Origin of the sequence: Chitinophaga flava (assembly GCF_003308995.1) — a bacterium.
In the GTDB taxonomy this organism is placed as follows: domain Bacteria; phylum Bacteroidota; class Bacteroidia; order Chitinophagales; family Chitinophagaceae; genus Chitinophaga; species Chitinophaga flava.
The window spans coordinates 3,654,169-3,668,416 of the sequence record NZ_QFFJ01000001.1 but is presented as its reverse complement, the minus strand read 5'-3'; the positions used below and the strand labels follow the sequence as shown (position 1 = coordinate 3,668,416).

Annotated in this window: 14 protein-coding genes; 1 reads left to right on the top strand and 13 read right to left on the bottom strand. The window is 45.7% G+C overall.

Features of this window, described 5'->3' with window-relative positions:
- Positions 1–654: 654 nt before the first annotated feature.
- A complete protein-coding gene (locus tag DF182_RS14860) occupies positions 655–1,359 on the bottom strand; it encodes a LuxR C-terminal-related transcriptional regulator (RefSeq protein ID WP_113616365.1) in 705 nt (234 codons plus the stop codon).
- 237 nt (positions 1,360–1,596) lie between these two features.
- Between DF182_RS14860 and DF182_RS14855 the strand changes: the two genes are divergently transcribed.
- Positions 1,597–2,205, top strand: coding sequence for a superoxide dismutase (locus DF182_RS14855; RefSeq protein WP_113616364.1), 609 nt, complete (start codon positions 1,597–1,599; stop codon positions 2,203–2,205).
- A gap of 75 nt (positions 2,206–2,280) precedes the next feature.
- On the opposite strand, the gene DF182_RS14850 is transcribed toward DF182_RS14855, so the two are convergent.
- From DF182_RS14850 to DF182_RS14795, 12 genes are all read right to left on the bottom strand, one after another.
- Positions 2,281–3,075 (bottom strand): 3-keto-disaccharide hydrolase, encoded by a 795-nt coding sequence (locus DF182_RS14850; protein ID WP_113616363.1) that lies wholly within the window; start codon positions 3,073–3,075, stop codon positions 2,281–2,283.
- A gap of 20 nt (positions 3,076–3,095) precedes the next feature.
- Positions 3,096–4,478, bottom strand: coding sequence for a Gfo/Idh/MocA family protein (locus DF182_RS14845; RefSeq protein ID WP_113616362.1), 1,383 nt, complete (start codon positions 4,476–4,478; stop codon positions 3,096–3,098).
- Positions 4,479–4,636: 158 nt separating this feature from the next.
- On the bottom strand, positions 4,637–6,313 hold the full coding sequence (locus tag DF182_RS14840) for a S41 family peptidase (protein WP_113616361.1): 1,677 nt from the start codon (positions 6,311–6,313) through the stop codon (positions 4,637–4,639).
- A gap of 50 nt (positions 6,314–6,363) precedes the next feature.
- Positions 6,364–6,588, bottom strand: coding sequence for a membrane protein insertion efficiency factor YidD (gene yidD, locus DF182_RS14835; RefSeq protein WP_113616905.1), 225 nt, complete (start codon positions 6,586–6,588; stop codon positions 6,364–6,366).
- A 93-nt stretch (positions 6,589–6,681) separates the two neighbouring features.
- Complete coding sequence (locus DF182_RS14830) at positions 6,682–7,017, bottom strand: ribonuclease P protein component (protein ID WP_245957467.1); 336 nt, start codon at positions 7,015–7,017, stop codon at positions 6,682–6,684.
- Between the two features lie 75 nt (positions 7,018–7,092).
- Complete coding sequence (gene rpmH / locus DF182_RS14825; RefSeq protein WP_012788729.1) at positions 7,093–7,248, bottom strand: 50S ribosomal protein L34; 156 nt, start codon at positions 7,246–7,248, stop codon at positions 7,093–7,095.
- A 188-nt stretch (positions 7,249–7,436) separates the two neighbouring features.
- Positions 7,437–7,946, bottom strand: coding sequence for an OmpH family outer membrane protein (locus tag DF182_RS14820; RefSeq protein WP_113616359.1), 510 nt, complete (start codon positions 7,944–7,946; stop codon positions 7,437–7,439).
- A gap of 56 nt (positions 7,947–8,002) precedes the next feature.
- Positions 8,003–8,518, bottom strand: a complete 516-nt coding sequence (locus DF182_RS14815) for an OmpH family outer membrane protein (RefSeq protein WP_113616358.1) — start codon at positions 8,516–8,518, stop codon at positions 8,003–8,005.
- Positions 8,519–8,586: 68 nt separating this feature from the next.
- Positions 8,587–11,346, bottom strand: coding sequence for a BamA/OMP85 family outer membrane protein (locus tag DF182_RS14810; RefSeq protein WP_113616357.1), 2,760 nt, complete (start codon positions 11,344–11,346; stop codon positions 8,587–8,589).
- On the bottom strand, positions 11,327–12,088 hold the full coding sequence (locus tag DF182_RS14805) for an isoprenyl transferase (RefSeq protein WP_113616356.1): 762 nt from the start codon (positions 12,086–12,088) through the stop codon (positions 11,327–11,329). The genes DF182_RS14810 and DF182_RS14805 overlap by 20 nt, the downstream gene beginning before the upstream one ends.
- A gap of 224 nt (positions 12,089–12,312) precedes the next feature.
- Positions 12,313–13,179 carry a type IX secretion system protein PorG gene (gene porG, locus DF182_RS14800; RefSeq protein WP_113616355.1) on the bottom strand — a complete coding sequence of 289 codons (867 nt, stop codon included), beginning with the start codon at positions 13,177–13,179 and terminating at the stop codon, positions 12,313–12,315.
- 165 nt (positions 13,180–13,344) lie between these two features.
- Positions 13,345–14,235, bottom strand: coding sequence for an NAD kinase (locus DF182_RS14795; protein ID WP_113616354.1), 891 nt, complete (start codon positions 14,233–14,235; stop codon positions 13,345–13,347).
- Between the last annotated feature and the right edge of the window lie 13 nt (positions 14,236–14,248).

Genomic DNA, 14,248 nt, shown 5'->3' with positions numbered 1-14,248 from the left:
TAATCAAATAAACCGCAATATCTGAGATGGGCATATGGTTCCGCAAGCTGGATGCAGGTTAGATTTTGAGGGTGTTTGTGTGAAGACAAACAATGGACGAAAAACTGAGCTTAAAAAGACAACGAATGAATAATAAAAAAAGCTTAGTGATTAAATCCTTTGTTTTCTTCTGAAAAATATGAATACATCATCTAGTTCAATTTGTTTCAATTGGTAAGCCAACCGTGTTCTCAGATCTTCAGTCTCGTCTTTGATCCTTCGATACTGATCTTTCAGATTTTCATAACGCTCCACAATTTCCTCCGCAGTGGCAGTTTGATCCAGTTGTAAGATATAAAATGCTCTTTCCTCGGTTATCATAGTGATAGGGGTATTTCAGCCAATAATCATGTCCGGATGTTTAAAAAACATGCTTCATTTTAATTCACTAAATTAGTGGAGATTCAAAAGCAAGCAAATACCCAACCTTGGGTATTTTTAGGAAAATTTAGCAAAGTTTAGCAATTTTCTTTTCGCATTTTTTTGCTCCACAAAGGTTGATAATCAGCAAAATACAATTTAGCAATATACTTTTCATTCCCGGGCATTCATTTTGAGGGTATATAAAAAAACGATGACAGAATGCGAAAAACCAATACTATTTTAACAAAAAAATCATTGATAGCCGATCTTTCGGGCGATGGCGACCAGCTCTGTAGTATTGCGGACTTTTAGTTTCAACCGGATATTCTTACGATGTGTTTCTACGGTATAGCGGCTTAGGTTCAGGGAATGGGCTATCTCTTTATTGTTCAGTCCCTGTACAGCGAGACCCAACACGTCTTTTTCCCTTGCAGTGAGTTTATTCAACAGATTTTCGTTCTGCCGTCGCAGTATCTCACTGAGTGCCACAGAAATTTGTGCATTGGTATCAATAGCATGAGTGAGATCCAGAAAGGCACAGATAATCTCCCTTACACGCCCATCGGCATCCCAGGTGAAGGGTACTTCCAGCCCCAGCAGCCAGCGGTATTCTTCCTCCCCTTTTTTACGGATCCGGGCTACTCCTCCAAAATGGCTTTTGTTGTCAATGAAAGATTGCTGGGCCACCACAGCCAGCGCGAAATCGTCGGGATGCATAATATGCTGGAAAAATTCCATTCCCATGCCAGTCAACTCTGTGACAGTAAATCCAAATGTCTCCGCCAGACCAGCATTACACCAGGTAATGGATTTGTTGTTGTTATCATAACAGTAAAGCATTGCGGGTACACTGTTCAGAATGCTCTCTAACAACTGATTACGATCTCTTAATTGCTCATTTTCCTTTCGCAAAGCGGAGAGAGAAAGGTTTTGCCCTAAGTCCGAGCCTGTATGCATACTATACGTTTTAAACAAACAATAGGTAAACAACTGTCAGGCACATACGAAAAAACATGTCTGATGTTACGTCCTGTAAACCGAGTACATGTAAATATAAAATAATTTTCAATATGACCCAGCATTCGGCTGGTGCTAATTTAGTAATTGAAAAATGAAATTGATATTTAACGGATTGGCAGTAAATTTGGCGACTATCAGTAAATAATATTTTCAAACCCAATAAAAACAGAAGTTATGGCATTTACACTCCCGAGCTTACCCTACGCTACTGATGCGTTAGAGCCTCATTTTGATAAATTGACAATGGAAATTCACCACGGTAAGCACCATCAGGCATATGTTGACAATCTGAACAAAGCGATTGCCGGCACTGAGAATGAGAATAAATCCCTGGAAGAACTGGTGGCAAATGCTGGTAAAATAAGCCCTGCTGTAAGAAACAACGGCGGTGGTCACTGGAATCACAGCTTCTTCTGGACAAGCCTCGCTCCTAATGCAGGTGGCAAACCTTCCGGTAAACTGGCAGAAGCAATCGACAGCACCTTCGGTTCTTTCGATGCTTTCAAAGAAAAATTCAACGCTGCCGGCGCTACCCGCTTCGGTTCCGGTTGGGCATGGCTGCTCCTGAAAGACGGTAAACTGGAAGTTACTTCCACTCCTAACCAGGACAACCCGCTGATGGATGTTGCTGAAGTAAAAGGCACTCCTATCCTGGGCGTTGACGTATGGGAACACGCATACTACCTGAAATATCAAAACCGTCGTCCGGAATACCTGAATGCATTCTGGAACGTAATCGACTGGAACGCTATCAGCAAAAGATATGAAGCTGCCGCTAAATAAGGCTTGTAGCTGATATATAAAAAACAAACCCCGCCAGAAAATGGCGGGGTTTGTTTTTTTAACAAGGACTGCATACTACAGTTCCTTGATTTTAATATTCTTGAGCCAGATCTCACTACCGTGGTCCTGCAACGCAATGTGGCCTTTTTTAGACATTCCGTAGCCTTTGGCATCTTTCCATTTTCCTTCTTCCTTGTGTTTCTTCCATTCATCTGTCCACAACTCATACTCGGCTGTTTTCTGTCCGTTCAACCAGTGTTCCACATGGCCTTTGTTGACAACAATCCGGGTAGTGTTCCATTGTCCGATAGGATTGGATGCCGCTACCAGCGGAGGATTCATCGCATAGTTGGCACCGGTCTTCTGCCAGTCTTCCAGTTTATCCGGGAAGTTGTTATCATCAATGATCTGATATTCCGGACCACTCAGATAAGGAGCATCAAATGCTTCGGTCACCATATACAGAATGCCGCTATTACCCTGTGCCGCCAGTTTCCAGTCTGCTGTCAGTTCAAAGTTCTCAAATTCCTTATCGGTGATCAGGTCACCACGTTTATCGCTTTTATCGGTAGCACTGCCCAGGCAATGCAAGATACCATTCTCTGCTACCCAGGTATCCGTAGGTTTGTTTCTGAAACCACGCCAGCCATCTTTGCTGGTACCATTGAACAGCAGCTGCCATCCTGCTGCCTTGTCAGCTTCGCTGAGGGCAGTGATGGCGGAAGTATCCACTACTGCCGCAGATGTATGTGCAGCGGTAGAATCAGCATGTACGGCTGTTGTATCTTTGGTTTCCTTTGTAGCGCCTCCGCCACATGACATCACGGTAACGGCCATTACAGACAAGGCTGGTACTAATAACTTTTTCATATGGTTCACTATTTTGTGGATTAAATAACTTTCAGATTCTGTGGATCCCACTGAATGATCTTGTTGTTGAAATAACTTTCATTGCACAACAAGGCAGGTGCTGCTGCACGGAAGCCGAACAGCGGATCTTCTGCTACTTTACCACCGGTACGCATAGCATTGAAGAGATTGTAGAAGTGGTCAAAATGCGCACCTTTATAACCTTTCTCTGCTTCATACACCATTTTATCCTGCGGCAGGATGTCTGCACGGTGATAGGTAAACGATTTTTTAGCTTCAGCAGCTGCGTTGGCAGCAGCCAGCGGATCATTTTCATCCACGGCTACATTGTTACGGTACAAGGTTACACGATCCCACTCTACTGTCATGGAACCTTCGCTGCCCACCATACGCAGGTAGTTGGTACCACCGGTGCCATCTACGAAGTTGACACGCAATGACAGGTTAAATGCCGGATGAACCGCTGTTTCAGGATAATCAAACATACCCAGCATAACGTCTGGTACTTCCCTGCCATCGTTCCAATAACGCAGACCACCTGTAGCCATCACTTTATTCGGACCGATAGAACCGGTCACCAGGTGCAGACTGGAGAACAGATGTACAAACAGGTCGCCGGAAACACCGGTACCATAGTCTTTGTAATTACGCCAGCGGAAGAAACGCAGCGGGTCAAATGCACGCTTGGGCGCGTTTTTGAGATAAGCGTCCCAGTCTACTGTTTTAGGAGAGGCATCGGCCGGGATAGGATACTGCCAGGCACCGGTAGGCGACATACGTGCCCAGAACCCTTCTGCATAGTTGAGTTTACCGATAGCACCATCTTTCAGCAACTGACGGGCTTTTTCGTTACCCAGTGAACTCATGCCCTGGCTACCTACCTGGTACACCACTTTGCCGTTTCTTTTCTGTGCGTCCACTACAGCAGGACCTTCGCTCACATCATGAACCATAGGCTTCTCGCAATACACCGATTTACCTTTGTTCATGGCGGCTACAGAAATCTCTTTATGCCAGAAGTCGGGTACCGCAATGATCACGGCATCAATATCCTTACGATCCAGGATCTCATTATAGTTGCGGGTAGTGAATATATCATTGCCCCATTTCTTTTTTGCATCTGCCAAACGGCCGTCATACAAATCACAGGCTGCTACCAGCTTCACACCTGGTACGGTGATCGCGGTGTTGGCATCTGCTGTGCCCATACCACCGGCACCAATCAGGGCTACCTGGATATGATCGTTGGCTGCATATTTTTCGTTTAGGCGTGATAGTGATTCAATATTCCGTTTTCTATCAGCAGCGGTAATAATGCTGGGTAGCAGAGAGGCCCCTACTACACCTTTGGCAAACTTGCTGATAAAATGCCGGCGGGAGTTTTCGTTGGAATTTACTGGCATGTATATCTTTTTACTTTAGTTGAACAAAAGATGATTGTTAATACTCAATGAGTTTGTTAAAATAAAAACAATAAATGGGAAATCATAATTTTTACAAGTGCAAAGCCTGCTCCGGTAAGGGAAGCAGGCTTTGCAGTTATATTGTCCGGCAAATGTGGTTATTTCCGGTCGGCCGATAACAGTTGTTTATATTTCACAGGGTCGCGCAGCATACTGATGGCGGCATTTACATCCCTGTCCCAGGTCAGCGCCCTGGCAATCCTTCCCTGCTGGGAATAATAGCGGTTGGTGATTTCTTCTTCCAGCAGCTGCCTGATCTCCGTTTTATTCTTCAGCAGATCCTGTTTCTTATCATGTTTCATTTTCTGTTCCAGCTGTTCCAGTTCCTTGGACACAGCATCGTAGTATTTCTCTTTCTTCGCGGTGTTCTTGAAATTCTCCAGCGCGTCTTCACTCCGTGTTTTATAGCTGTAGTCTTTATTGTCGAGGTAACGCTCAAAATCGGCGAATGCTTCGTCTGTTAGCGTAAAGCTTGCAGCTGGTGCTATTTTAGGATGGCTGTAGTAGTAGGAAGTAGCATAATCAAAGATATACTGTTTACGCAGCAGGCTTACAGCCACCTGGCTGATATAGGTAGGTGCCACGCTGGTGTCCGGTTCTATACCGCCGCCGTCTTTTACTGTACGGCCGTTTTGGGTAGTAAATTTTTTCTTCAGGGAGTCGGGCACATAGTCTACACTACCATCTTCATTACGGTGGGAATAGTCGATAGCCTGTATACAGCGGCCGCTGGGCGTATAGTACTTGGCGGTAGTCACCTTCAGTTTGGTATTATAAGGCAGCTGGCGGGTTGTTTGCACCAGCCCCTTTCCGTAGGAGCGTTGCCCTATTACGAGGCCCCTGTCGAGGTCCTGAATGGCCCCTGCCACGATTTCTGAAGCGGAAGCAGAAGAGTGGTTGGTGAGCACAGCCAGCGGGATATGTGTATCCAGCGGAAGATCGGCAGTTTCGTAATTACGGTCCCAGTTCTTCACTTTGCCTTTGGTGCTAACGATCAGTTTGTTTTTATCCACGAAGATATTAGCCACTACCACGGCCTCATCCAGCAAACCGCCGGGGTTGCCGCGCAGGTCCAGGATAACCCCTTTCATGGCGGGGTTGTTCTGTTTCAGCTGCTGGAAGGCGGCGCGGACCATGGCACCGCTGTTTTCGGTGAACTGCGTCATGCGGATATAACCGATGTCTTTGCTGGCCATACCGGAAAAACTAACCGGTTTTACATTGATTTCCTCCCGGATGATTTTTTTGGCGGTTTCCGCGTTGGTTACCGGGTTACGGAAGAGGATATCGAGGTGGGTACCGGGAGCGCCTTTCAGCAGTTTGCTGATTTCTTCCTGGGGGGTATCCTTTACAGATTTGCCATCCATAGTAACGATGATATCACCGGGTTTTACACCGGCTTTGTCCATGGGACTGCCCTCGTAAACGTCGGTGATTGCTGTCCATTCTCCGTTTTTATTGATGGAGGCACCTACTCCGCCATATTTGCCGGTGGCCATAAATTTCAGGTCGTCCAGGTTTTCTTCCGTCACAAAATCGGTGAAGGGATCTGTTTCTTCAAGGATGGCTTCTATGCCTTTATGCATCACTTTCTCCGGGGGCAGATCATCTACGTAGTAGGTATTCAGTTCCCGGTAAAAAGCGGCGAAAATATCCAGGTTTTTGGCAATCTGGAAGTAGCGGTCGCTTTCGTTGTAAGCGAAGAGGCCGCCGGCGGTGATCAGTAACAGCAGTGCTGCTGCCAGTTTTTTTCTTTTATTAAAAAAAGCACGCATGCAAGAGTATATAAGATGAATGATGGTTATCGTTGGTCCATAGGATACTATCAGGGTACGGGATCATAGCCGTGCCCACCCCAGGGATGGCAAGACAAGATACGTTTTATCGTGAGATAGCCTCCTTTAAAGACGCCATATTTTTTAAATGCTTCCAGCCCGTATTGGGAGCAGGAGGGCGTATAACGGCATTTGGCGCCAAGTAGTGGAGATATAAACCACTGATAGATTTTTATCAGGAAGATAAACGGGTAACTTAACCAGCGCTTCATCATGGCATTGCTTTTAATGGTGAGCGTACAGCCATTAAGGTGTCGGCTTTTAGTAAACAACCTTTCTCAGCATTCCCTAAAAGCTAACAGCAGCGGCTAGTAGCTAGTTTTCAATTTCTCTAAAATTACCGAAATTTTGTGGTGCAGGGTAGAAAAATCCGCTATTTTTTTGTCGGTGTACACGAGGAAAACGGCGAGCCGGCGGGATTCGGCATGCAGGTGGTCATAGAGCCCCTGCTTTTGCAGGCGCCAGGCTTCGCGGGAGAGACGCTTGATACGGTTACGATCAACCGCATGGGGGAAACGACGGGAAGAGGCGCTAAAACCTACCTGCACCGGGAATTTGTTCACCGGCAGCTCCTTAACGGGCAGGTAAATAACACGGAACGGGAAAACAGAAAACGCTTTTCCTTCACGAAAAAGCGTTTCAATAAGTTTTCTGCTCTTTAACCTCTCTTCTTTTGTAAAAGAATAAGTTTTTATGGCAAATAGTATTTAGCTACCGGATTATTTCAGCTTACGTTCGTCAGAAACAGTCAGCTTCTTGCGACCTTTTGCTCTGCGGGAAGCCAGTACCTTACGGCCGTTTGCAGTTTCCATTCTCTTTCTGAAGCCGTGAACGCTCTTTCTGCGTCTGTTATGCGGTTGAAAAGTACGTTTCATTTCTTTTTTATGTTTTTACCTGTACTATACTAAAAGACCCCTATACGGGGATACAATTTTAAAACGGAAGGCAAAGGTAGCAGAAATAATTTAAAAAGTAAAATAAATCCCCAAAATATCGCCTCCCGTAAAATATAAAATGGAATACGGCTCACACCGCATTCCATTTTAAATATTAATAACGTTAATTATTTGATACCCAGTTTGGCTTTTACAGCTGGCAGCAGGTCGTCTGCAGAAGGAGAAACCAGCAGCAGGCCGGCAGAGCTGTCGATTACATAACCGTAACCTTTTTCTTTAGCTACGTCTTCGATCGCTTTGCGAGCTTTATCGTAGATAGGTTTCAGCAGCTCCTGTTGTTTCTGCTGTACTTTCTGTTCTGCCTGATCGCGGTAGTCCTGGATACGTTTCTGTGTGTCCTGGATTTCACGGCCTTTGATTTCTTTCATATTTTCGGTCATGCTGGCCGCTTTCTCGTCGAATTCCTTTACTTTTTTAGTGTACTCGTCCACCATTGTTTTACCTTCTGCTTCCAGGCCTTGTGCAAATGTCTGGAGGTCAGTTTCTGCTTTTTTAGCTTCCGGCATACTTCCTACGAGCGCCTGCGCATTGATATGAGCTACTTTGGACTGGGCCATTGCATTCACGCTGAACAAACCGGTAACTGCCACAAAAGCAATAATTACGTACTTCTTCATGATGTTGTCTGTGTTTAAAAAAATTTAAATACTTATAGTTAAAAAATAGGTACAGATTATTTCTTTACGCCCAATGCTCTTAATATCTCCTCGCTTTTATCCAGTTTGGGATCTGAAAAGATCACAGTGGTACCGCCGGACTTATCGAGTACAAAATCATACATTCTGCTGGCAGATAACTTCTGTATAGCATTGTAGATCTTGTCCTGTATCGGCTTTACCAGCTCCTCTCTTTTTTTGAACAGATCACCTTCGTATCCGAAACGTTTTTTCTGCAGGTCTTTGGCTTCTTTTTCCTTTGCCACAATTTCATCTTCCCGCTTGCGTTTCAGCTCTTCTGTGAGCATCACCTGCTCCGCCTGGTAAGACTTATACATTTTATCTACGTCCTGGAACTTGACATCAATTTCTTTCTGCCATTGTTCCGCCACCGCATCCAGCTTTTTCTGGGAGTCCTTGTATTCAGGAATGCTCTCCAGGATATATTTGGTATCTATCACACAATAGCGTTGTGCATTGGCTGCACCTGCCATAGCCATCATAAAGGCTGCTGTAATAAATAATTTCTTCATGCTACATGTATTTTTTTGCCATCTCCGGAATTCCGGTTGATTTCGCAATATATAAATTTATTTGGCAATTATTCTGGTTCGAAGCCGAGCATGAAGGTAAACTTAGCCGCATCCTTCAGACCTCCACCAGGCTGGATACGGTCAAATCCTATACCATAATCAAATCCAAGCAATCCAAACATCGGCAGATAAAAGCGCATACCTATACCAGCAGAGCGACGCAGCTGGAAGGGATTGTACTCTTTCATATCACGGTAACCGTTGGCCGCCTCCAGGAACGCCAGACCAAAGATGGTGGAACTGGGGTTCAGGCTAAACGGATAACGCAGCTCCATTACATATTTGTTGAACACAGTGAAACCCTGGTAGCCTTGTGGCTGACCGTTTTCCGGGTTTACACTAGGATTGGAGGTATAGTATACCGGATAACCTCTCTGGGAGATGATATCACGGTCATAGATCGCAAAGTTACTCAGACCATCACCGCCCAACTCAAAGCGACCGAACGGCGACAGCGTAGTACGGTTGTTGTAGCTGGTGATATAACCGAATTTGGCGGCCACTTTCAACACAAAAGTCTTGTTGTCGCTACCCATCGGACGGCTCAACGGCACGTACCATTCTGCGTTGAAGCGGTATTTCTGGTACTCGATAAAATTGAACTGCGTAGTAATTGGCTCCTTGGTATAATCTTTCTGTGGATTGAACAGAGAGTAAGGAGGCGTATACTGTGCAGACAGCATGAAATTGGAACCACTACGCGGGAAGATCTGCTGGTCTACAGAAGAACGAGCCAGCGTGAACTTCAGGTTCAGGTTGTTGGAAGTACCGTTATCAAAGCCCGCAATACCAAAGTAATTATAGTTCTTCAGTTTATACTGCTGATAGTTTACGGAATAGATCAGCGTAAAGAAGTCATCCGGCCATTTCAGCTGTTTACCCAGTGACACGGAAGCACCCAGTACTTTAAAGTGACCGTCAGTGGTGGTAGTGTTCTGGTTATAAACGTTCTGGTAGTAGTTGCTGTAGGCGTAAGGGTTCTGATAGCTGCTGTAGAAACTAACGGAGAACTGATTCCTTTTCTTACCACCCAGCCATGGCTCGGTGAAGGAGAAGTTGTAGGAACGGTAAGCCTTACCATTGGAAGACACACGTACAGAGAGCTTTTGGCCATCACCGCTTGGCAACGGGTCCCAGGTTTCTTTGCGGAAGATGTTGCGCAGGGAGAAGTTGTTGAATGTTACACCGAGTGTACCGGTCAGACCGATATAACCACCCCATCCTGCAGACAGTTCCAGCTGGTCGTTGGCTTTTTCTTCTACGGTATAGTCGATGTCCACAGTACCATCAGCTACGTTAGGCACGGGGTTCATACCGATCTTTTCCGGGTTGAAGAAGCCGAGGTTGGCGATCTCACGGTTGGAACGGATCAGGTCTGCACGGCTGAATTTTTCGCCGGGGATGGTACGGAGTTCACGACGGATAACGTGTTCGTTGGTTTTTTCGTTACCCGCGATACGCACTTCCTTAATGGTAGCCTGCGGACCTTCACGTAAACGGATCTCGTAGTCGATGGTATCGCCACGGATACCGATTTCCACCGGGTCAATCTGGAAGAAGAGGTAACCATAGTCCATGTAGTAGCCGGTGATGTCACCACCTTCCTGGGACATTTGTTTACCCAGTCTTTTCTCCAGCAGTTCCAGGTTATACACGTCTCCTTTTTTGATACCCAGGATACGGGTCAGTATGGAGTCACTGTAGCGGGTATTACCTTTCCAGGTAATGTCACCGAAGTAGTATTTTTTACCTTCAGAGATAGCCAGATCGATATTGAGGTTCTGGGAAGGGGATTTGTAAGTAGTGTCCTTCAGGATGAGGGCGTCCCTATAACCTTTGGAGTTGTAGTAGCTTACAATTTTCCCTTTGTCCTCGATATATTTTCCTTCGTTGAATTTGGCGGAGCTGAAAAGCTTAAACCGGAAGTAAGGGTCCAGCTTTTCAAGTGCGCGGGTTGGCTGCAGGTAACCATAGGTTTGCCAGAAGTCATCCGGTTTGGACAGGGAGTCTACGTATACCCTTTGAGTATTTGGATACAGGGTGATACGGGTGCGCTCCTTGGTACCCTTCATTTTCTTTTTGAGCCTGGAGTCCGCGATATTGTAGTTGCCTACGAAGTTGATGTCTTCGATACGGACCTTTTGGCCTTTATTGACAAAAAACACCAGGCCCATGGAGTTTACCTGGCCGGTATCTTTTCTTTCTTCGATTTTTACGGTAGCATTACCAAAACCTTTGTCTGCATAGTATTTATGTACTACGCCGATTACGTTTTGTTTGATGCTGGGGGTCACCACGGTACCTTTACGCAAGCCGGATTTGGTGGTGATATCATCAGCTTCTGATTTTTTGATGCCTTTGAAGGAGAAGCTGCTGATACGGGGCATTTCGATAAGACCTATTTCGAGCCAGATCTTACCGTCTTCGATTTTGGTAACATAGATGGTTACATCAGCAAACAGGCGCTGAGACCAGAGGCTTTGGATAGCCTTGGTGAACTGGTCACCGCCGGGATATACAACCTTATCACCTACACTGAGGCCTGAGAGCGACAGCAGTAATGATTTATCCAGGTATTGGGTACCAGCAACGGTGATATCGGCAATTTCGTACTGTTGCGGAGCGCCCATGCTAAGCGGGGAAACTGCCGGCGGATTAGCGGGAGGCTGTACAGGGGGGACGGTATCTTTCTGTTGAGCGGATACACGTATGCCAGCACTGCAACATAATGCTATAGCCAGAAGGCCCTTAGGAAATAATTTCTTCATTCTGCTGAATTTGTTCGCTTGTTTTGCCAAAGCGCCGTTCTCTGGTTTGAAAATTTAAGATGGCTTGGTAAAGATGTTCATTGCGGAAGTCCGGCCAACGGGTATCTGTAAAGTACAGTTCCGCGTAAGCCAGCTGATATAGTAAGAAATTACTGATCCGGCATTCTCCACTGGTACGGATCATTAATTCCGGGTCGGGCAGTCCGGCAGTACAGAGATATTTTTCCCATACTTCCGGCGTAACAGTCGCCGGGTCCAGGGTCCCTTTTTTCACATCCAGCGCTATTTTCTGGGCAGCATTCACGATTTCCCACCGGGCACTATAGCTGAGGGCCATGACAAGATTAAGGCCGGTATTATGGCTTGTAAGGGCTATTGCCTCTTCCATTTCCTGCCGGCATTGGGGTGGCAACATTTCCATATCGCCAATAACACTCAGCCTGATATTGTTTTTGGATAGGGTGCCTACCTCCTTCCGGATGGTGTTAACCAGCAGTTCCATAATGCCATTTACTTCATATACCGGACGGTCCCAGTTTTCGGTAGAAAAGGCATACAGGGTAAGGTAACCTATTCCAAGTTCTGCACAGGTTTCAACGATATTGCGCACACTTTCCACGCCTTCGTGATGCCCATACAGCCTGTCTTGTCCTCGCTCCTTAGCCCAACGGCCGTTACCGTCCATGATAATGGCGATGTGGCGGGGTAACCGTTGTAAGTCTAATTTATCCTTCAAGCTCATTTGTGTCAGGCGTATTATATCAGATTATTACAGATTTACTAATAAAAGTGTGCAAAGATACAAAAATAGAGTAATGACTTTTTTAGCAAAGCTCAGCCCTCTGTTTTAACGTAGTTTTAACAGCGAAATCAATACCAGTGGGGATTCTAAGGATTTTCGGAGGTATAACCCGGTCATCCGGAGTCAAGAAACGGCTACCCGTAGAAAAGTAAGTTAACCGTAATTTAAAATTTACAATTATAGGAAGTAAACAGGATACTTATCGTGAGTTCGATGGTCAGGTACTGGTCTTTATCACGGCTATTGCCACGCTGCCGGCCGGCTACACCAATAGGCGTACCAGTTACATAAGAACGGTCCTGTAATAATGAAGCTACTGAAGGCTTTCCGTCACCCAATGCCGGGAAAACCATTGGCCCGGCGTAAGTGCCGCTAACATCATCCAGATAATCTGTCTGGGTAAAACGATACAGGGCTTCCAGGCCCACATTCACTTTTTTTGAAATATTATACTTAAAACCTCCTCCGATCAAAAAAGCGTAAGATACCAGACTGTAAGGTTTACGGTCCGGATACAGGGCCGATCCCTGCCCCTCCGTACGTAACGGCTGCAAAAAGTATTTTTTCCCGTCCAGGTAAGCGTAAGGATTGAAGTGGAATATACTGGCACCGCCCGTCAGATAAGGAGAAAAACGGTGGTCCAGCGTGCCCGGCTCAAACTTGAAAAAGTTGAAATCCCCCTGCAACGCCAGCTCAAACAAATTGGTATTAAAGCTCAGGTTTCTGCGATGTTGAAATTCATTTTTATTATATACATCGGAGTAGCCCAACTGCATAAAACGAGCATGGGCACGTACCCCCACATATTCGTTGAGGTATTTCCGGTAGTATACGCCCACAGCCGGCTTCATTGCATTTAAAGCCCCTCTGGTATTGAGGTCCCCGAAATAATGCGCCCCTCCTATCGACAAACCCAGCTCCCCTACATATTCCAGCTCATTTTGTGCCGCCACCCTATTGGTCAGCAGACAAGCAGCTGCCAACAGTAATGATAACACGAAGTTTTTTGGATATAAAAAAGATTTCAGCATAAATCAGTTACTTAAACGCAATAATGCCGGATTTATTTAATGTGTGACTGAGCATTATGCTAACAACTTCATTATCAAACGGTTTCCACAAGGCATAATAACATTTGTAATCGGCAGGCAATATATTTGTAAATGTAGCAATATATTTAACAATAATATGTCCTGTCACACTTTAATCCTGTTCCTGGCATCGATACCCCAGAGCAGCTTATTACGCAGGGTATGCAGGAAATTACTTTCATCCAGCCGCAACAGGCTGAGTGAGAATCGTTCCTTTTTTATGGCCAGCTGCACAGTACTGTCAATAGTTTCCATGCGGCTGTCGAGCGTACACAGGAACTGATCGCTGCGGCCCTCTACTTCAAAGGATATCACACTTTCATTAGGCACAATAATCGGACGTACATTGAGGTTATGCGGCGCCACCGGCGTAATCACAAAGTTATTGGCATCCGGGAATACAATCGGGCCACCACAGCTAAGCGAATAACCGGTAGAACCGGTTGGGGTGGATACGATCAGTCCATCAGCCCAGTAAGTATTGAGAAACTCTCCGTTCAGATAAGTATGGATCTTTACCATCGCGGAGGTATCCTTTTTATGGATGGTAAACTCATTCAGCGCATAAGGGATTTCTCCAAACAACGGTACATTGGCGTCCAGATGTATCAGCGAACGCTGATCTACCACGTAGGTACGGTCCAGCAGGGCCTTTACCAGGGAATGGATTTCGTCTTTGCCAATGCTGGCCAGAAAACCCAGCCGGCCAAAATTAATCCCTACCACCGGAATATTGGTATCCCGCACATAACACACCGTATCCAACAGGGTACCATCGCCGCCCAGACTCATCAGAAAATCAATCTTCCCCGGCAGATCTTCTGCCCTGGAGAACAAAGAAGGTTCCTCCTTAAAAGAAATATATTCTTTCAGCGTATGGTAAAAAGGTTCGTAAAGGGTAGCGGAGATCTCCGCACGATGCAATTCATCCAGCAACAAGCGGATATTTGCAATATCTTCTGTAATAAATCCCCGGCTATAGAGAGCAACCTGCATGTGTGCATTTCTT

Bases quoted from the DNA above. Each gene is read 5' to 3' on its own strand.
- DF182_RS14860 (WP_113616365.1), bottom strand. From the start codon at position 1,359: ATGCATACAGGCTCGGACTTAGGGCAAAACCTTTCTCTCTCCGCTTTG.
- DF182_RS14855 (WP_113616364.1), top strand. From the start codon at position 1,597: ATGGCATTTACACTCCCGAGCTTACCCTACGCTACTGATGCGTTAGAG.
- DF182_RS14850 (WP_113616363.1), bottom strand. From the start codon at position 3,075: ATGAAAAAGTTATTAGTACCAGCCTTGTCTGTAATGGCCGTTACCGTG.
- DF182_RS14845 (WP_113616362.1), bottom strand. From the start codon at position 4,478: ATGCCAGTAAATTCCAACGAAAACTCCCGCCGGCATTTTATCAGCAAG.
- DF182_RS14840 (WP_113616361.1), bottom strand. From the start codon at position 6,313: ATGCGTGCTTTTTTTAATAAAAGAAAAAAACTGGCAGCAGCACTGCTG.
- yidD (WP_113616905.1), bottom strand. From the start codon at position 6,588: ATGATGAAGCGCTGGTTAAGTTACCCGTTTATCTTCCTGATAAAAATC.
- rpmH (WP_012788729.1), bottom strand. From the start codon at position 7,248: ATGAAACGTACTTTTCAACCGCATAACAGACGCAGAAAGAGCGTTCAC.
- DF182_RS14820 (WP_113616359.1), bottom strand. From the start codon at position 7,946: ATGAAGAAGTACGTAATTATTGCTTTTGTGGCAGTTACCGGTTTGTTC.
- DF182_RS14815 (WP_113616358.1), bottom strand. From the start codon at position 8,518: ATGAAGAAATTATTTATTACAGCAGCCTTTATGATGGCTATGGCAGGT.
- DF182_RS14810 (WP_113616357.1), bottom strand. From the start codon at position 11,346: ATGAAGAAATTATTTCCTAAGGGCCTTCTGGCTATAGCATTATGTTGC.
- DF182_RS14805 (WP_113616356.1), bottom strand. From the start codon at position 12,088: ATGAGCTTGAAGGATAAATTAGACTTACAACGGTTACCCCGCCACATC.
- porG (WP_113616355.1), bottom strand. From the start codon at position 13,179: ATGCTGAAATCTTTTTTATATCCAAAAAACTTCGTGTTATCATTACTG.
- DF182_RS14795 (WP_113616354.1), bottom strand. From the start codon at position 14,235: ATGCAGGTTGCTCTCTATAGCCGGGGATTTATTACAGAAGATATTGCA.